17 protein-coding genes and 1 pseudogene are annotated in these 16,486 nt (G+C 74.2%); 8 read left to right on the forward strand and 10 right to left on the reverse strand.

The window, feature by feature from the left end; translation table 11 throughout:
* The 5 genes and pseudogenes from BMY04_RS21785 to BMY04_RS21805 form a co-directional block, all read right to left on the reverse strand.
* A pseudogene (locus BMY04_RS21785) lies at nucleotides 1-333 on the reverse strand (ABC transporter permease); the annotation flags it as partial.
* Between the two features lie 64 nt (nucleotides 334-397).
* Nucleotides 398-1,945, reverse strand: coding sequence for a sugar ABC transporter ATP-binding protein (locus tag BMY04_RS21790; protein WP_091187055.1), 1,548 nt, complete (start codon nucleotides 1,943-1,945; stop codon nucleotides 398-400).
* Between the two features lie 317 nt (nucleotides 1,946-2,262).
* Complete coding sequence (locus BMY04_RS21795) at nucleotides 2,263-3,324, reverse strand: zinc-dependent alcohol dehydrogenase family protein (RefSeq protein ID WP_091187058.1); 1,062 nt, start codon at nucleotides 3,322-3,324, stop codon at nucleotides 2,263-2,265.
* Complete coding sequence (locus BMY04_RS21800; protein ID WP_091187062.1) at nucleotides 3,321-4,055, reverse strand: SDR family oxidoreductase; 735 nt, start codon at nucleotides 4,053-4,055, stop codon at nucleotides 3,321-3,323. Before BMY04_RS21800 ends, BMY04_RS21795 begins: the two co-directional genes overlap by 4 nt.
* Complete coding sequence (locus tag BMY04_RS21805) at nucleotides 4,052-4,870, reverse strand: GntR family transcriptional regulator (RefSeq protein ID WP_091187065.1); 819 nt, start codon at nucleotides 4,868-4,870, stop codon at nucleotides 4,052-4,054. Before BMY04_RS21805 ends, BMY04_RS21800 begins: the two co-directional genes overlap by 4 nt.
* A 363-nt stretch (nucleotides 4,871-5,233) precedes the next feature.
* Here BMY04_RS21805 and BMY04_RS21810 point away from each other — a divergent pair, with 363 nt between their 5' ends.
* From BMY04_RS21810 to xylB, 5 genes are read left to right on the forward strand one after another with little or no spacing between them, the layout of a single operon-like run.
* Nucleotides 5,234-6,214, forward strand: a complete 981-nt coding sequence (locus tag BMY04_RS21810) for an NAD(P)-dependent oxidoreductase (RefSeq protein ID WP_198410355.1) — start codon at nucleotides 5,234-5,236, stop codon at nucleotides 6,212-6,214.
* A complete protein-coding gene (locus tag BMY04_RS21815; protein WP_091187069.1) occupies nucleotides 6,211-6,873 on the forward strand; it encodes a bifunctional 4-hydroxy-2-oxoglutarate aldolase/2-dehydro-3-deoxy-phosphogluconate aldolase in 663 nt (220 codons plus the stop codon). Before BMY04_RS21810 ends, BMY04_RS21815 begins: the two co-directional genes overlap by 4 nt.
* Nucleotides 6,870-7,817 carry a shikimate dehydrogenase family protein gene (locus BMY04_RS21820; protein WP_198410356.1) on the forward strand — a complete coding sequence of 316 codons (948 nt, stop codon included), beginning with the start codon at nucleotides 6,870-6,872 and terminating at the stop codon, nucleotides 7,815-7,817. Before BMY04_RS21815 ends, BMY04_RS21820 begins: the two co-directional genes overlap by 4 nt.
* A complete protein-coding gene (locus tag BMY04_RS21825) occupies nucleotides 7,814-8,767 on the forward strand; it encodes a phosphotriesterase family protein (protein WP_198410357.1) in 954 nt (317 codons plus the stop codon). The genes BMY04_RS21820 and BMY04_RS21825 overlap by 4 nt, the downstream gene beginning before the upstream one ends.
* Nucleotides 8,764-10,263 carry a xylulokinase gene (gene xylB / locus BMY04_RS21830; RefSeq protein ID WP_091187074.1) on the forward strand — a complete coding sequence of 500 codons (1,500 nt, stop codon included), beginning with the start codon at nucleotides 8,764-8,766 and terminating at the stop codon, nucleotides 10,261-10,263. Before BMY04_RS21825 ends, xylB begins: the two co-directional genes overlap by 4 nt.
* 258 nt (nucleotides 10,264-10,521) lie before the next feature.
* On the opposite strand, the gene BMY04_RS21835 is transcribed toward xylB, so the two are convergent.
* Nucleotides 10,522-11,076, reverse strand: a complete 555-nt coding sequence (locus BMY04_RS21835) for a CGNR zinc finger domain-containing protein (RefSeq protein ID WP_091187077.1) — start codon at nucleotides 11,074-11,076, stop codon at nucleotides 10,522-10,524.
* 102 nt (nucleotides 11,077-11,178) lie between these two features.
* Here BMY04_RS21835 and BMY04_RS21840 point away from each other — a divergent pair, with 102 nt between their 5' ends.
* From BMY04_RS21840 to cobF, 3 genes are read left to right on the forward strand one after another with little or no spacing between them, the layout of a single operon-like run.
* Nucleotides 11,179-12,192: an EamA family transporter gene (locus BMY04_RS21840; protein WP_232506570.1), complete on the forward strand. Its 1,014-nt coding sequence runs from the start codon at nucleotides 11,179-11,181 to the stop codon at nucleotides 12,190-12,192.
* 9 nt (nucleotides 12,193-12,201) lie between these two features.
* Nucleotides 12,202-13,677 carry a cobyric acid synthase gene (locus BMY04_RS21845; protein WP_091187084.1) on the forward strand — a complete coding sequence of 492 codons (1,476 nt, stop codon included), beginning with the start codon at nucleotides 12,202-12,204 and terminating at the stop codon, nucleotides 13,675-13,677.
* A complete protein-coding gene (gene cobF, locus BMY04_RS21850; protein WP_091187088.1) occupies nucleotides 13,674-14,459 on the forward strand; it encodes a precorrin-6A synthase (deacetylating) in 786 nt (261 codons plus the stop codon). The genes BMY04_RS21845 and cobF overlap by 4 nt, the downstream gene beginning before the upstream one ends.
* Nucleotides 14,460-14,488: 29 nt before the next feature.
* Here the strand turns inward: cobF and BMY04_RS21855 are convergent, their stop codons facing one another.
* From BMY04_RS21855 to BMY04_RS21870, 4 genes are all read right to left on the reverse strand, one after another.
* Nucleotides 14,489-15,061, reverse strand: coding sequence for a dienelactone hydrolase family protein (locus BMY04_RS21855; RefSeq protein ID WP_091187091.1), 573 nt, complete (start codon nucleotides 15,059-15,061; stop codon nucleotides 14,489-14,491).
* Nucleotides 15,054-15,533 carry an anthrone oxygenase family protein gene (locus tag BMY04_RS21860; protein ID WP_091187095.1) on the reverse strand — a complete coding sequence of 160 codons (480 nt, stop codon included), beginning with the start codon at nucleotides 15,531-15,533 and terminating at the stop codon, nucleotides 15,054-15,056. The genes BMY04_RS21855 and BMY04_RS21860 overlap by 8 nt, the downstream gene beginning before the upstream one ends.
* A gap of 46 nt (nucleotides 15,534-15,579) precedes the next feature.
* Nucleotides 15,580-15,972, reverse strand: coding sequence for a pyridoxamine 5'-phosphate oxidase family protein (locus BMY04_RS21865; RefSeq protein ID WP_091187099.1), 393 nt, complete (start codon nucleotides 15,970-15,972; stop codon nucleotides 15,580-15,582).
* Nucleotides 15,973-16,075: 103 nt separating this feature from the next.
* On the reverse strand, nucleotides 16,076-16,486 hold a 411-nt coding region (locus tag BMY04_RS21870; protein ID WP_170854279.1), incomplete at its 5' end, for a cobaltochelatase subunit CobN.

Genomic DNA, 16,486 nt, shown 5'->3' on the forward strand with positions numbered 1-16,486 from the left:
GACCAGCCCGAGGAAGACCGAGGGCCCGCCGAACAGACCGGCGGCGATCACCGCGGCCAGGCCGAGCGCCGAGCCCACGCTGATGTCGATGCCGCCGGTCAGCACGACGATCAGCTCACCGAGCACCACGACGCCGATGATCGACATCTGCAGGAGCAGGTTGGTCAGGTTGGTGCCGCCCCAGAAGATCGAGCCGCGGGTGATCGTCGCGACCAGCAGCAGCGCGACGAGGATGTAGAGGGCGTACTGGCTCTTGAGCCAGTCCACCACCGGGCTGCTCCGCTGAGCCTCCGGCTGGGCCGACGGGGCCGGGGCCGTCGCGGTTGCGGTCATCTGTTCTGACTCCTTCGTCGGGTGCAGCTGGGGGTCGTGCGGGGTCCTGCGACGGCGCGCAGGGTCAGTCCTGGTGGGTGAGGGCCGTACGGATCAGGTCGTCGGTGTCGGCCTCGGCGGGGTCGAACTCGTCGACGACCTTGCCGTTGCGCATGACGAGGATCCGGTGGCAGAGCGAGAGCAGCTCCTCGGCCTCGCTGGAGATCACCAGCACGCCCTTGTCGCGGGCCGCGACGCCGTGGATGATCTCGTAGATGTTGGCGCGGGCGCCGACGTCGATGCCCTTCGTCGGCTCGTCCAGGACGACGAAGTCCGGGTCGGACTCGAGCCACTTGGCGATGACGACCTTCTGCTGGTTGCCGCCGGACAGCGAGCGCGTGTACGTCTTCGGCCCGCCCTTGACCTGGAACTCGCTGATCAGCTCGGCGACGCGGCTCTTCTCCTTGGTGGTGTCGATCACGCCGCCCTTGGACCACTTGGGCAGCACGACGAGGCTCATGTTCTCGCCGTTGTCGAAGTCCTTGACGAAGCCCTCCAGGCGGCGGTCCTCGGTGAGGTAGACCACCGACTTCTCCAGCGCCTGGCCCGGCGAGCTCAGCTGGACCTCCTCGCCGCGGATGAGGATCGTGCCGCTGACCGCCTTCTTCTGCCCGGTGACCGTCCGGCCGACCGAGGAGCGACCGCTCCCGACCAGGCCGTACAGGCCGACCACCTCGCCCGGGAAGACGTCGAAGGAGACCCCGGCCGCGGTGCCGCCGTGCAGGTCGCGCACCGACACGAGCGGCTGCTTGCCCTCGGTCTGGACCGGCGCCGGGCGCTCCACCGCCTTGAGGGCCTGCCCGATCATCAGGGTGGTGATCTCGTCGGGGTTGGTCTCGGAGGTCTTGAGCACGTCGACGAGCTGGCCGTTGCGCAGCACGGCGATGCGGTCGCTCATCGCGAACACCTCGTTCAGCCGGTGGCTGACGAACATGATGTGCGTCCCGGCCTCGCGCTCGCGCTTGACCAGGTCGAGGATGTCGTTGAAGTGCTCCTCGCTGGTGGACGCGGTCGTCTCGTCCAAGATCATGATCTGGTGGTTGGTCACCTCGGCGCGGCTGAGGGAGAGCATCTGGCGCTGCCCGGGCCCGAGGTCGCGCGCCAGCTGGTTGGTGCGCAGGCCGCCGAGGCCGACCTTGCCGAGCACCTCGCGGGTCTCGGCGGAGTTCGAGTCCACCTTGTTCGCCCACGGACGGATGTCACGGCCCTGGCGCAGCTTGTAGAGCCACACGTTCTCGCCGACGGTGAAGTCGTCGATGATCAGCGGCTCCTGGAACATCATCAGGACGCCCGCCTGCTCCGCCTCGGCCGCGTTGCGCACCGGGTGGTCGAAGCCCGCGACCCGGATCTCGCCCTCGGTGGGCGTCTCGACGCCGGCCAGCAGCTTGGCGAAGGTCGACTTGCCGGCGCCGTTCGCGCCGCAGACCGCGAGCACCTCGCCCGCGTACCCCTCGAGGTCGACCCCGTCGAGGGCCTTGACGCCCGGGTAGTGCTTCTTGATCCCCGTCGCCGTGAAGGCGACGTCGCCCGCCCTGGGGCGTGCGGTCTCGGACCGCTCGACCGTCGTCGTCATGAGGTGGCACCGTCGTCGCTGCGAGTCACAGTGATCAACCTCACGCAGCACTGGTCTGGTGTCAAGGACATGTCCGGACAGGTCGCCGAAACGTTGCGAGAGTCACAGGGGGCTCAAGTGACGGATGGGGCGCTCGAACTGCGCTCGAGGCCTGTCGCGCCACCGGCACGCCCCTCGGGCCTGCCGAGAGGAAGGGGACGCTCCCTGAACTTGTCGAAGGGCCTCGAACGCTCCCTGAGCCTGTCGAAGGGCCCGGAACGGGTTGGCGTCCGCGCGGATGCCGGGAACGCCGACCTCCTTGAGGCCCTTCGACCAGCTCAGGGGCGCAGGACGACCTTGACGACGCTGCTGTCGGCGACGGCGGCGAGCGCGTCGGCGTAGGCGTCCAGCCCGAAGCGGTGCGTCACGATCCCCGCGGGGTCGACCCGCCCGGTCCGCAGCACCCGCAGCGCCCGGTCGAAGGAGTGCTGCTGGGCGAACGAGCCCTTGATGGTCAGCTCGCGGCGGAACACGTCGTACGAGCTCACCGGCCAGACCGCCGCCTCGGGCGGGACGCCGTAGACGAAGACCGTGCCGCCGGTGCGGACGAGCCCGAGCGTGGTCTCGAGCACCGCCGGCGCGCCGGTCGCCTCGATCACCACGTCGAAGCCCTCGGGAGCCAGCGCGCGCAACGCCTGCGCGCCCACCGCAGGGTCGTCGCGGCGCAGCCGCACCACCTCGTCGGCGCCGCGGGCCTGCGCCAGGGCCAGCTTGGCCGCGCTGGGTGCCGCGACGGTCAGGCGTCCGGCGCCCCCGCTGGCGAGCAGCGAGGTCAGCACCAGGCCGGTCGGCCCGGCGCCGAGCACGAGGACGTCCGCGCCCGGCGGCAGCGCGAGCACGTCGAGGCCGTGCAGCACGCAGGCGACGGGTTCGGCGAGCACCGCGACCTCGGGGTCGAGGTCGTCGACCACGAAGCAGCGGTCGGCATCGGTCAGCACCAGGTCGGCGAAGCCGCCGGGCGCGTTCACGCCCTGTGCGACCAGGTGGTGGCAGAAGGCCGGCCGGGCGCGGCGGCACTCGGCGCAGCGCCCGCACGAGGCGGTGTTGTCGACGACGACCCGGTGGCCCAGCAGGTCCGCGGGGTCCTGGCCGGACCCCCAGCCGGCCGCGGGGCCCGCCTCGACGACCTCGCCGACGAACTCGTGGCCGGGGACGAGCGGGTAGGTCGGCCCGAACTCGCCGTCGTGCAGGTGCAGGTCGGTCCCGCACACCCCCGCCACCAGCACGCGGAGCACCACCTGCCCCGGACCTGGAGCCGGGGTCTCGACGTCGCGGACAGTGAAGCGGCGCGGCTCGTCGTAGACGACCGCGCGGGCTCTCCCACTCGGAGGGAGGCTCACGGGAGCGCGTACCCCCCGTCCATGAGCAGCTCGGTGCCCACGCAGAAGGCGGCCTCGTCGCTGAGCAGGTAGCCCGCGCCGCCCGCGACCTCAGCCGGCGTCGCGAAGCGCTTGGCCGGGGTCTGGTTCTTCCAGAACGGGTGCAGGTCGGTGCGGTTGGTCAGCAGCGGCGTGTCGACGTAGCCGGGCGAGACGACGTTGACGCGCACCCCGCGGCCGGCCCACTCGAAGGCCAGCGACTTCACCATCGCGACCACGCCGGCCTTTGAGGCGTTGTACGCGACCTGGCGCTGCGGCACGTTCACGACGTGCTGGCCCGACATCGAGGCGACGGCGACGATGCGGCCCGCACCCTGCTCGAGCATCACGCGCCCGAACTCGCGGCAGGTGAGGAAGACGCCGGTGAGGTTGACGCCGATGGTCAGCGACCAGCGCTCGAGGCTCATGTCCTCCGCGCCCGTGTCGCCCTCCGCGACCCCGGCCGCGGCCACGAGGGCGTCGACCCGACCAGCCCGCTCGACGACGGTGGTGACGGCGGCGCGGACGGAGTCCTCGCTGGTCACGTCGACCTCGACGACCTCGCCGACGGCCTCGCCAGAGGCCGGGACGGCCCCCGGCCGGTCGAGGCTGAAGACCCGCGCGCCCCGCTCGGCGAACCAGGTCGCCGACGCCAGCCCGATCCCTCCGGCCGCTCCGGTCACGACGACCACCGCCTGCTCGGGCCAGGTCATCGGCCCACCTCCTCCAGCTCGTCCGGCGCGGTCGTCGTGACCACCACCGTGGCCGCGCCGGGCGCGGCCGCTGCCTGAGACGCGGGAGCGCGCTCCAGGTCCACCTCGAAACGGGTGCGGTCACCGCGGTGCAGGGCGACGAACACCTCCACGGGCCGGTCGCCGGCCCAGGTCGTGCTGCGCAGCTGGAGCAGCGGCTCGCCCTTGCGCACCGCCAGCAGCCGAGCGGTCTCCTCGGTCGCGGCGACGGCCTCGACGCTGCGCCGGCCGTGCGTGAGCCGCAGGCCGAGACGCCCCTCGAGGACCGCGTACAGCGACTGCTCGGTGAAGTCCTCGGTCTCCAGGTCCGGGGCGAGCTCGGTCGGCAGGTGCGTGGTGGTGAGCACCCACGGCTCGCCGCCGACGTGGCGCAGGCGCTCGAGGACGAGCACCGGTGCGCCGACCACGACCTGGAGCGCCGTCGCGACGTGGTCGTCGGCCGGGACGACCTCCTGGCGGCGGACCACGCTCGTCACCACCGCGCCGCGGGCCGCCATCTCCTCGTGCAGCCCGGTCAGCCGGGCGACGAGGTGCTCGGTCGTCCGGGGGCGGGCGACGTAGGTGCCGCGGCCCTTGACCCGCTCGACCACGCCCTCGACCTCGAGCTCGGCGAGGGCCTGGCGGACCACGCTGCGCGACACCCCGAGCGAGCGGCACAGCTCGTTGTCGCCCGGCACCCGGGTGCCCGGGGCGAGGTCCTCGGCCCGCACCTGGGCGAGCAGCAGCTGCTTGACCTGGTGGTACAGCGGCAGCGTCGACGCACGGTCGAGCTCCATCGCTGGCACGGCGCGACTGTAGTGCGAGGAGGGGTTGTCCGTACAGGGTGCTGCGCTGATGGTCGCCCGGGTGCGCCTGTGAACGTCTGAGCGGCGCCACCCGTGAACGCCCCCTGAGCTCGTCGAAGGGCCTCGCCAGAGGTCGGCCTCGCTCGGGCAAGGACGCCAACCCCTTCGGGGCCCTTCGACAGGCTCAGGGAGCGTCCCCCGGAAGCGCCCTGCGACAGGCTCAGGGAGGTTTCTGGAAGCGCCCTTCGACAGGCTCAAGGAGCGTCTCCGGACCCTCCGGCCGGCTCACGGAACGCCGCCCCGACGTCGGCACCCGCGTTGACGTACTTGTCCGGACAGGTCTACGTTCGCCGGGTGCCCGTCCCCCTCCCCCCTGGTGGGACGGGCACGCCTGTCCTCGTGACGAGCCGCTCGTTCTCGAGCGGCGACCTCGACCTGGTGGCCGAGCTCGAGGCAGCCGGGTGCGAGGTGCGGAGCGGACCCCCCGACCACGACCTCGCGCGCCTCGCACCCCTGCTCGCCGACGCCGTCGCCTGGATCGCCGGCACCGGCCCCGTGACCGCCGCGCACCTCGACGCGGGTCCCCACCTGCGCCTCGTCGCCCGGTACGGCGTGGGGACCGACGCCGTCGACCTCGCCGCCGCCGCCGAGCGCGACGTCCTCGTCACCAACACCCCCGGCGCCAACACTGAGGCGGTCGCCGACCTCACCCTCGCGCTCACGCTGGCCGCGCTCCGTGACGTGGTGCCGGGCGACCGCGGCGTCCGCGCCGCGACGCCGACGGTGAGCCGCGGCCGCGAGCTCGGGAGCCTGACGGTCGGGGTTGTCGGGTTCGGCCGCATCGGGCGCTCTGTCGCGCGCCGCCTGACGGGCTTCGGGAGCCGCGTGCTGGCGTACGACCCGTTCGTCGAGCCGGGCAGCGTGGCCGGCGTCGAGCTCCTCGAACTGCCGGGGCTCGTCGCGCAGAGCGACGTCGTCACCCTGCACGCGCCCGGCGACGACGTGCTCGTCGACGCGTCGCTGCTGGAGCGGTTCCGCCCGGGGGCCGTCCTCGTGAACGCCGCCCGCGCGGCCCTCGTCGACGAGGCCGCGGTCGCCGACGCGCTGCGCGGGCAGCGGCTGGGCCGCTACGCCGCGGACGTCCTCGACGACGACTCCCGCGGCGCCCCGCTGCTCGCCGACGACCTGGCCGACGTCACCGTCTTCACCTCGCACGCCGGAGCCCACACCGTGGGTGCCGTCGACGGCATGGGCCGCGGGGCCGTCGACGCCGTGCTCGCCGTGCTGGCCGACCGCACACCGCCGAACCTCGTCCGCCCAGGAGGCGCCGCATGACCGCAGGGACGACCGAGCGCGACGTGCTGGGCGCGCTGCGGGAGACGGTGGTCGTGGCGGTGCTCCGCGCACCCTCGGCCGGGGCCGCGGTGTCGGCCGTCGACGCGCTGGTCGCCGGCGGGATCACCGGCATCGAGGTCACCTACAGCACGCCGGACGTCCCCGCCGTGCTGCGCGAGGTCCGCGACCGCCACCCCGACGTGCTGCTCGGCGCCGGCACCGTGCTGACCCCGGCGCACGCGGAGGACGCGGTCGCGGCCGGGGCGGAGTTCCTGGTCAGCCCCGGCACGCTGCCCGACCTGACCCGCGCCATGCTCGGCACCGGGGCGACCGTGCTCTCCGGTGCGATGACGCCCTCGGAGGTCATGCTCGCCACCAGCCTCGGCGTCCACGTCGTCAAGCTCTTCCCCTCCTCGCTCGGCGGCCCGGCGTTCCTCAAGGCGTTGCGCGCACCGTTCCCGGACGTCGACTTCTGCCCCACCGGCGGCGTGCACCCCGACAACCTCGGCGAGTGGCTCGCCGCGGGCGCGGTCGCGGTCGGCGCGGGCGGCGAGCTGACGCCGGCCAAGGCCCTCGCCACCGACGACTGGGACACCGTGACCGAGGCCGCGCGCCGCTTCCGCGCGGCGGCGGACGCCGTACGGGGGTCGTCGTCGTGACCGCGGGCGACCCCGGGTCGACCGGCCCGCGGATGGGCTTCGTCGGCGTAAGCACCGGTGGTTCGTCGATCCTGAAGGTCTTCCCGCTCTGGGCCGACGTGCTCGGGCTGCCCACGCGGACGCTCGTCGGGCACGACGTGCCGCTGGACGCCCCGGCGCAGACGTACCGGGACCTCGTCTCCGCGATCGCCGCCGACGACGAGGAGCTCGGCGCGCTCGTGACGACGCACAAGGTCGCGGTCCACGACACCTGCGCCGACCTCTTCGACGAGCTCGACGAGCTGGCCGAGACGTTCGGCGAGGTGTCTTGCATCGCCAAGCGGGACGGGAGGCTGCTCGGCAGCGCGAAGGACCCGATCACCGCGCGGCTCGCGCTGGAGGAGTTCCTGCCGGCCGACCACTTCGCGCGAACCGGTGCCACCGCGCTCGTGCTGGGCAGCGGCGGCGCCGGGACCGCGCTGAGCCAGCAGCTCGGGGTCCGCGACGACCGGCCCGGCCAGGTCGTCTGCACCGCGCTCGAACAGGGCCCGCTCGACCACGCGCGGTCGGTGCACGAGCGCTCCGGGGTGCCGGCGGGCCTCGTCCGCTACGTCGCGACGTCCGGTCCCGAGGACGTCGCCGCGCTGGTGGACGCGCTGCCGCCGGGCAGCCTCGTCGTCAACGCGACCGGCATGGGCAAGGACCGGCCGGGCTCGCCCGTGCCCGACGGCGTCGCGCTGCCGCGGGACGGCTACGTGTGGGACTTCAACTACCGCGGCAGCCTCGAGCTGCTCGCCCAGGCCCGCGCGCAGCAGGCTCGGCCTGATGGGCGCGGGCTGCACGTGGAGGACGGCTGGCGCTACTTCGTGCACGGCTGGAGCCAGGCGGTGGCCGAGGTGTTCGACGTGCCGATGCCGCCGGAGACCGTCGACGAGCTGGGTCGGGCCGCCGCGGGGACCCGGTGATACCGAGAGGCACGGTCCGGACGGTCCTCGGCGACCTCGAGGCCGAGTCGCTCGGCGCGACGAACTACCACGAGCACCTCTTCCAGGTCAGCCCGCTGCTGCGGGGCGACGAGCTCGAGGACGAGGCCGCCAGCCAGGCCGAGGCCGCTTCGCTGCGCGGTTCCGGCTTCGACGCCATGGTCGACGCGACGCCGACGGGACTCGGTCGCAACTCGGCCGCGCTGGCGCGGATCAGCGCCGCGACCTGGCTCGCGGTCGTCGCCACCACCGGCGCCCACCGCGCCGAGCACTACACCCCCGACCACTGGCTGCTGGACGCCGCCGAGGACGTGCTGGCGGACCGGTTCACCGCCGACGTCCTCGACGGGATGCCGGCGTCCGATGGTCGCGAGCCCGGCGAGCGCACCGAGGTACGGGCCGGCGTGGTCAAGGCCGGCATCGGCTACTGGGCGATCAGCGCGTACGCCCGGCGGGTGCTGGCCGCGGTGGCCGCGACGCACCGCGAGACCGGCGCGGCGGTGATGGTGCACCTGGAGCACGGCAGCGCGACGTTCGAGGTGCTCGGCCTCCTCGGCGACCTCGGCGTGCCGCCGGACGCCGTGTGCCTCGCGCACGTCGACCGGAACCCCGACCCCGGGCTGCACGCCGAGCTCGCCGCCGCGGGCGCGTACCTCGGGTACGACGGCTGGGCCCGCACCCAGCGCTGGCCCGACTCGGTCCTGCTCGACTGCCTGCTGGCCGCCGCCGAGCGGGGCGCCGCCGGGCGGGTCCTGCTCGGGGGCGACGTCGCGCGGGCGACGCGCTACCGCGCGTACGGCGGGATGCCGGGCCTGGCGTACCTCGGCGAACGCGTGGTGCCCCGGTTGGAGCGGGCGGCGCCCGAGCTGGTGGAGCAGGTGCTGCGCCGCAACCCGGCCCGCTGGCTGGGTGGAGAAGGGAGAGAACGATGATCATCGCCCACGACCTCGGCACCACCGGCGACAAGGCGACGCTGGTCAGCGCCGACGGCGAGCTGGTCGCTGCCTGCACCTCCGCGTACGGCACCGACTTCGGCCCCGACGGCAAGGCCGAGCAGGACCCCGAAGCCTGGTGGACCGCCGTCGGCGCGGCGACGCGGGACCTCCTCGAGCGGACCGGCACCCGGGCCGCCGATGTGGAGGCGGTCTCCTTCTCGGGCCAGATGATGGGTGCGGTGCTGCTGGACGGGCACGGCGACCCGGTGCGGCCCGCGACGATCTGGGCCGACACCCGCTCGACGGCTGAGACCGCCGTGCTGCTCGAGCGCGTCGGGATGGAGCAGGGCTACGCGATCACCGGGCACCGGCTCAACCCCACCTACTCCACCACCAAGGTCATGTGGATCCGTGAGCACGAGCCGGAGGCGTTCTCCCGCGCGGTCACGGTGGTCAACGCCAAGGACTTCGTCGGCCACCGGCTGACCGGCGAGCTCGCGACCGACCCGTCAGACGCCTCGAGCACCAACGCGTACGACCAGCGGACCGGCGCGTGGTCGGCGGAGATCCTCGAGGCCGCAGGGCTGCCGGCCTCGCTGTTCCCGCAGGTCCTGCCCTCGACCGCGGTCCTCGGCCGGGTGACGCGGGCGGCGGCGCAGGCGACCGGGCTCGCCGAGGGGACGCCCGTCGTGGTCGGCGGCGGCGACGGGCCGATGGGGGCGCTCGGCGCGGGGATCACCGCGCCGGAGTCGGGCACGTACTGCTACCTCGGGTCGTCCTCGTGGGTCTCCCTGGCCTCGGACGCGCCGCTCTACGACCCGGGCATGCGCACGATGACCTTCAACCACGTGCTGCCGGACCGCTTCGTGCCGACGGCGACGATGCAGGCCGGCGGTGCCTCGCTCGAGTGGGTCGTCGACACGCTCGCTCCTCGTGAGGACGACCGCGGGGGCGACCGGTACGGCCGGCTGCTCGGCGGGGCCGCCGAGGTCGAGGCTTCCGGGGACGGGCTGTTCTTCCTGCCGCACCTGCTCGGCGAACGTTCGCCCTACTGGAACCCGGCCGCGCGGGCCGTGTTCGCGGGGCTGGCCCGCCACCACGGGCCTGCGCACCTCACCCGGGCGGTGCTCGAGGGCGTGGCCTTCAACCTCTGGACCGGGCTGCGCGCGTTCGAGGAGAACGGCGTCGAGGTCACCTCGGTCGACGCCATCGGCGGCGCCGCGAACTCCCCCGTCGTCCTCCAGGTCCTCGCCGACGTGTGGGGCGTGCCGGTCGTGCGCCGCAACCTCACCGACGAGGCCACCGCCGTCGGCGCGGCCGTGGTCGCGGGGGTCGGCGTGGGGATGTTCGACGACTTCGACGTGGCGCGCCGCTTCTCCGCCGAGGTCGCCCGGGCGGTGCCCGACCCCGAGCGCCACGCCCGGCTCGCCGAGTCGTACGCACTGTTCATGGAGGCGTACGAACGCCTCGAACCCTGGTTCGACAAGCTCTGAGGGCGGTCCGCCGGGGGTCCGTGCATCTCACGCTGTCGTGAGATGCACGTGCTCAGCCACACCCGCAGGGCAGGAAGAGCCGGTGGAACGTGGGCCAGGTGGATCGGCGACCGTGGGTGCCACGAGCGTGGGTGTCGTGAGTGCGCCGGATCGTGAGCGCCGGCCGTTCCGCGCAGAAGGAAGCGCCAGCGGGAGTTTCAGGCCCCTGACAGGCGCCTGCGGGCCAGCTGGCGCTTTCTTCTGCGCGAGGCGTCCCGCTCAGCACTCGCCGGACTCGCGGCGCCGGGCGCGGTACGCGGCGACGTTGGCGCGGTTGCCGCAGTTGCCGGTGTCGCAGTAGCGCTTGGAGGAGTTGCGGGAGAGGTCGACGAGCACGGCGTCGCAGTCGTCGGCCGCGCAGGTCCTGAGCCGGGCGAGGTTGTCGGTCCGGATCAGGTCCAGCACGCCCATCGCCGCCTCGGCCCCCATCCGGTGGGCCAGCGGGGCGTCCTGCTCGGTCATGTGCAGGTGCCAGTCGAGCTCGTCGTGCTTGGTCAGGTAGGGCGTGGTCGTCGTCTCGGCCAGGATCGCGTTGACCAGCCCCGCGGCCTCGGCCCGGTCCGTCGCCGACCAGAGCGCCCGGAGCCGCTCCCGGATCTCACGCACGGCGTCGACCTCGGCCTGGGTGCCGAGCCGCTCGCCCGACATCGAGACGACCCGGAGGAGGGCGTCCAGGTCGGCCACGGTCTCGAGGGTGTCGACGCCGTTGCGGCGGGTGTTCACCAGCGTCGCCGCCGCGGCGAGGCCGTCGGTCGTGTCACTGGTGAAAAGCATCTTGACTCCTGACAAGTTCCGCCCGTAGCGTCACGAGTGTAAAGCCTCGATGGTCATGACACGATGACCGGGAGCACCCCGAGAGCCCACCAGGAGCCTGCCGTGGCCACCACCCAGACCGCCAGCCCCACCACCACCCCGACCGGCACCGTGGCCCAGGGGCGTGGCGTGGGCCTCGCGATCGCGCTCACCTCGGCGGCCTCCTTCGCGCTCTCCGGGTCGTTCGGGCACGCGCTGCTCGACCTCGGGTGGTCGCCGACGGCGCTCGTCGCCGCCCGCGTCGGTGGCGCCTTCCTGGTGCTGCTCGTCCCCTGCGTCCTGCTGCTGCGCCGCACCGGCCTGCCGGACCTGCGCCAGTCCGGCCGCCTCGTCGTCTACGGCGTCGTCGCGGTGGCGGGCGCGCAGCTCTTCTACTTCAGCTCGCTGCAGTACCTCTCCGTCGGCGTCGCGCTGCTGCTGGAGTACCTCGCCCCGGTCGTCCTCATCGGCTGGCGCTGGGCGCACGGCGACCGGCCGACCCGGGCGGTGGTCATCGGTGCCGCGCTGGCTCTCGTCGGGCTCGCGCTCGTCCTCGACGTCCTGCACGGCATCACCGTCTCGCCGGTCGGGGTCGCGTACGGCCTCGGCGCCATGCTCTGCCTGGCCGGCTACTTCATCCTCGCCGAGGACCAGCCGGACGGCCAGGCCGTGCCGCCGCTGCTGCTCACCACCGCCGGCACCGGCATCGGCGCCGCCGCGCTGCTCGTCGTCGGCGGGATCGGGGTGCTGCCGCTGAGCGTCGGCTTCGGGTCGACCGTGCTGGCGGGCGTGTCGATGCCCTGGTGGGTGCCGATGGCGCTGCTGGTACTCGTGGCCGCCGTGCTCGCCTACCTCACCGGGATCGTCGCGGTCCGGCGCCTGGGTGGCGCCGTGGCCTCGTTCGTGGCGCTCACCGAGGTGCTGTTCGCGGTCGTGTTCGCCGCCCTGCTGGTCGGGCAGATCCCGAGCGGGACGCAGGTCCTGGGCGGGCTCCTCGTGCTCGTCGGGATCGTCGTCGTGCAGGGCGGCTCGGCGACCGCGCCGCCGTGGGAGGCCGGCCGGGTCCTGCTGCGCCGGATCCGCTCGACGCGCTCCTAGGATCGTGCGGTGACGTCCGGGCTGCTCGTCGCCGGGACGTCGTCGGACGCCGGCAAGTCGCTGGTCGTCACCGGCCTGTGCCGGGCGCTGGTGCGCCGGGGGGTCGACGTCGCGCCGTACAAGGCGCAGAACATGAGCAACAACTCCGGCGTCTGCGCCGACGGCGCCGAGATCGGGCGGGCGCAGCTCCTCCAGGCGCAGGCCGCGCGGGTCGAGCCGACCTCGGCCATGAACCCGGTCCTCCTCAAGCCCGGCACCGACCGCCGCGCCCACGTCGTCGTCCGGGGCCGACCGTCCGGGGTGCTCGAGGCCGGCCAGTACGCCACCGGTCGCCGGCACCTCGCCGAGGCGGCCTGGGCGGCGTACGAGGAGCTGGCCGCCGAGCACGACCTCGTGGTCTGCGAGGGCGCCGGGTCGCCCGCCGAGATCAACCTCCGGGCCGGCGACTACGTGAACCTCGGGCTCGCGCGTCGCTTCGACCTGCCCGTCGTCGTGGTCGGCGACATCGACCGCGGCGGGGTGCTCGCCGCCCTGTACGGGACGGTCGCCCTGCTGGAGCCCGAGGATCGCGCGCTGGTGCACGCCTTCGTCGTCAACAAGTTCCGCGGCGACCCGGACGTGCTGACGCCCGGGCTGGAGGAGATCACCCGCCGGACCGGGGTGCCCTTCGCCGGGGTGCTGCCCTGGCTGGACGGGGTCTGGCTGGACGCCGAGGACACGCTCGAGGTGGGCGCCTGGCGCCGCTCGGCCCGCGCACAGCCGGGCCTGCTGCGGGTGGCCGTCGTGCGGTTCCCGCGGGTGTCGAACGCGACCGACGTCGAGGCCCTCGCCGCCGAGCCGGGCGTCGAGGTGCGCGTGACGACCGACCCGGCCGTCGTCGCCGGGGCCGACCTGGCCGTGCTGCCCGGCACCCGCGCGACGCTGTCCGACCTCGCCTGGCTCCGGCGTACGGGGCTGGCCGACGCCGTGCTCGACCGGGCGGGGCGCGGGGCACCGGTCCTCGGCATCTGCGGCGGGTACCAGGTCCTTGGGCAGCGGGTCGAGGACCCGGACGCGGTCGAGGCGTCGACGCCGACGACGGTCGACGGGCTGGGGCTGCTGCCCGTCGCGACCCGGTTCCACCCCGACAAGACGCTCGGGCGGCCGACGGGCGCCTGGCAGGGGCACCGGGTCGAGGCGTACGAGATCCACCACGGGCGGGCGACCTCGACCGCCGCGGCCGAACCGTTCCTCGACGGCGTCCGCGCCGGCGTGGTGTGGGGGACGGTCTGGCACGGCGCGCTGGAGAACGACGGGTTCCGCCGCGCGTGGCTCGCCGAGGTCGCGGCGGCCGCCGGCGCGTCCTGGGCGCCGGTCCCGGACGCCCCCGCGTTCGGGGCCCGCCGCGAGGCCATGGTCGACGCGCTCGCCGACGCCGTCGAGGAGCACCTCGACCTGGACCTGCTGCTCGCGCCCACCCGGGTCGGCGCGAGGGTCCGCTCGTGACCGTCCGGGTGCTCGTCGTCGGCATCGGCAGCGGCGACCCCGCGCACCTGACGGGCGAGGCCGTCGCGGCCCTGAACGCGGTCGACGTCTTCCTCGTCGCGGACAAGCGCGAGGCCACCCGCGACCTGGTCACCCTGCGCGCCGAGCTGTGCGCGGCGGTCGTCACGCACGACCGCTACCGCTTCGTGGAGGTGCCCGACCCCGAGCGAGGGCCGGACGCGCAACGCGGCTCGGCGGGGTACGCGGCCGCGGTGCGCGACTGGCACGCCGAGCGCGCGCGCCGCCACGCCGACGCGATCCGCGCGGAGGTGGGCGACGACGGCACGGTCGGGTTCCTGGTGTGGGGCGACCCGTCGCTGTACGACTCCACGCTCCGCGTCGTCGAGACGATCACCGAGCAGCTGGCTGCGTCCGGCGTCGAGGTCGAGGTCACCGTCGTGCCCGGCATCAGCAGCGTGACCCTGCTCGCCGCGCGCCACCGCACCGCGCTCAACCGGGTCGGGCAGCCGGTGCACCTCACGACGGGGCGCCGGCTCGTCGAGGAGTACGACCCCGCGCTCGGCGACGTCGTCGTCATGCTCGACGGCGACCTGGCCTGCGCCGGGCTGGTCGAGGCCCACCCCGACCTGCAGATCTTCTGGGGCGCGCAGCTCGGGCTGCCCGACGAGGCGCTCGTCGCCGGCCGGCTCGCCGACGTGCTGCCGGCGATCCGGGACCGCCGCGCCGCGGTGCGGGCCGCACGCGGCTGGGTGATGGACACCTACCTGCTGCGCCCGGGCTGAGTCGGCTCCCCCTCGGGCCGGTCGAAGGGTCAGAGGCGCGCGAGCAGTGAGATCACCCGCTCGACGAGCTGCTCGGCGGCGGCCGGGTCGTGGTCGGCGTACCCCTCCTCGGTGAAGAGGTGCGTCGCACCCGGGTAGAGGTACAGCTCGGCGTCGGGCACGAGCTCGACGAGGCTCCGGGCGGCGTCCAGGTCGCCCTCGGCCATGAGCGGGTCGTCCTCCTTGAGGTGCACCTGGACCGGCACGCCGCGCGGCCACGGCGCACCGAACTCGCTCGGGTCGATCGCCGCGCTGATCAGCACGGCGGCCTGCGCGCCCAGCCGCGTCTGCGTCAGCAGCTGCGCCGGCAGCGCGCCGAGAGACACCCCGGCGTACACGAGCTCGCGCGGCAGGTCCTCGGCCACGACCCGGCCGCGCTCTACCAGGGTGTCGAAGCCGACCTCGTCGACGTACCCGCGGGCGGTCTCCCGGTCGGTGAACGTCCGGCCCTCGAACAGGTCGGGCAGGTGCACGGTGTGCCCGGCGGTCCGGAACCGCTCCGCGAGCGCCTCCATCCCGGCCGTGCGCCCGAGCACGTGGTGGAACAGCAGGACCTCAGCCATGACGCCATGCTCCCGTGCGCCCGGCGACCGACGCGACCGCGGCGCAGGCGACCGGCCCGCGGCGTACGGCGTGGGCCCGGTCCCAGCGGGCTCTCACGTCCTGCCAGCCGTCGGGAGCCGGGTCCGTCGGGCGCCAGCCGCGCAAGGTCTGGTTGGCGGGTTCGTTGACCCGCAGCGTGACGACGATCGCGGCGACGACGCACACGGCGGCTCCTGCGCGGGCGGCGGCGACCGCCGGACGCCGCTGAGCCAGCGCCACGACGGCAGCGGCCGTCGCGCCTGCAGCGGTGGAGAGGAACACCGGCGGCGCGACGCGCGACATCACGCGGTCGACCCGCTGCTGCCCGGCGAGCCAGCCGGCGTAGTCGGGCGCGCTCCGGAAGGGCCTGGTCGGGTCGAGCACCACCAGGCCCGTCAGCGCCGCCGTCGACGCCAGGTGGGCGCCCTCGACGAGCCGCGTCGCGCTGGTCACGCCACGAGCGTGGACCGCTCGGCCCCGGGCCGCAACCCGGGGATGCTCAGCCGTGCCCGAGGATCCGCTGGACCTCGATGACGAGGACGACGCGCTCGGGGTTGACCCGCGGCTGGCGGTAGCGGCCGGCGTACCGCTCGACCGCGTCGGCGACGGACGCCTCGTCGCGCTCGACGTGGACCGGTCCCTGCAGCGTCAGCCAGCGGCGGCCGTCGACCTGGCAGACCGCGGCGACCGCGCCCGGACGGGCGGCGAGCTTCGCCTTGACCGACGTGCCGCTCGTGATGACGCGGGCCAGTCGGGTCTCCGGCTCGTAGGTGAACCCGACCGGGACGACGTGCGGGGTGCCGTCCGCGCGGACGTTCGTCAGCGTGGCGAGGTGGCGCTCGGTGAGGAAGGCCAGCGTCTCCGCGTCGAGCGCGGCGAGGTCGAGGCTCACGGCGTTCCTGCTGAAAAGGGGTCGCCAGATGAGCGGAGGCTCGCGGGTCCACGCTCAGCGCGCGAGCCCAGGTCGATCCAGCGACCCGCTTTCAGCAATCGGCTCACGAGACCCGGTCCTCGAGGTCGCCCTCGACGTCGAGGTAGACCTGCTGGAGCTGGTCCATGAGCTCGGGGTCGGGCTCGGACCAGAGGCCGCGGTCGGCGGCCTCGCTCAGCTTTTCCACCATCGCGTGCAGCGCCCAGGGGTTGGCGTGCTTGAGGAAGTCCTGGTTCTCCTTGTCGAGCACGTAGGTCTCGGCCAGCGTCGCGTACATCCAGTCCGGCACCACGCCCGCCGTCGCGTCGAACCCGAAGAGGTAGTCGACCGTCGCCGCGAGCTCGAACGCGCCCTTGTAGCCGTGCTTGCGCATCCCGGCGATCCAGCGCGGGTTCACCACCCGCGAGCGGAACACCCGCGCCGTCTCCTCGGTCAGCGTCCGCGTGCGGATCGCGTCCGGCGTCGTGCTGTCCCC

Origin of the sequence: Microlunatus flavus (assembly GCF_900110855.1) — a bacterium.
Classification (GTDB): domain Bacteria; phylum Actinomycetota; class Actinomycetes; order Propionibacteriales; family Propionibacteriaceae; genus Microlunatus; species Microlunatus flavus.

Bases quoted from the DNA above. Each gene is read 5' to 3' on its own strand.
- BMY04_RS21790 (WP_091187055.1), bottom strand. From the start codon at position 1,945: ATGACGACGACGGTCGAGCGGTCCGAGACCGCACGCCCCAGGGCGGGC.
- BMY04_RS21800 (WP_091187062.1), bottom strand. From the start codon at position 4,055: ATGACCTGGCCCGAGCAGGCGGTGGTCGTCGTGACCGGAGCGGCCGGA.
- BMY04_RS21805 (WP_091187065.1), bottom strand. From the start codon at position 4,870: ATGGAGCTCGACCGTGCGTCGACGCTGCCGCTGTACCACCAGGTCAAG.
- BMY04_RS21815 (WP_091187069.1), top strand. From the start codon at position 6,211: ATGACCGCAGGGACGACCGAGCGCGACGTGCTGGGCGCGCTGCGGGAG.
- xylB (WP_091187074.1), top strand. From the start codon at position 8,764: ATGATCATCGCCCACGACCTCGGCACCACCGGCGACAAGGCGACGCTG.
- BMY04_RS21835 (WP_091187077.1), bottom strand. From the start codon at position 11,076: ATGCTTTTCACCAGTGACACGACCGACGGCCTCGCCGCGGCGGCGACG.
- BMY04_RS21855 (WP_091187091.1), bottom strand. From the start codon at position 15,061: ATGGCTGAGGTCCTGCTGTTCCACCACGTGCTCGGGCGCACGGCCGGG.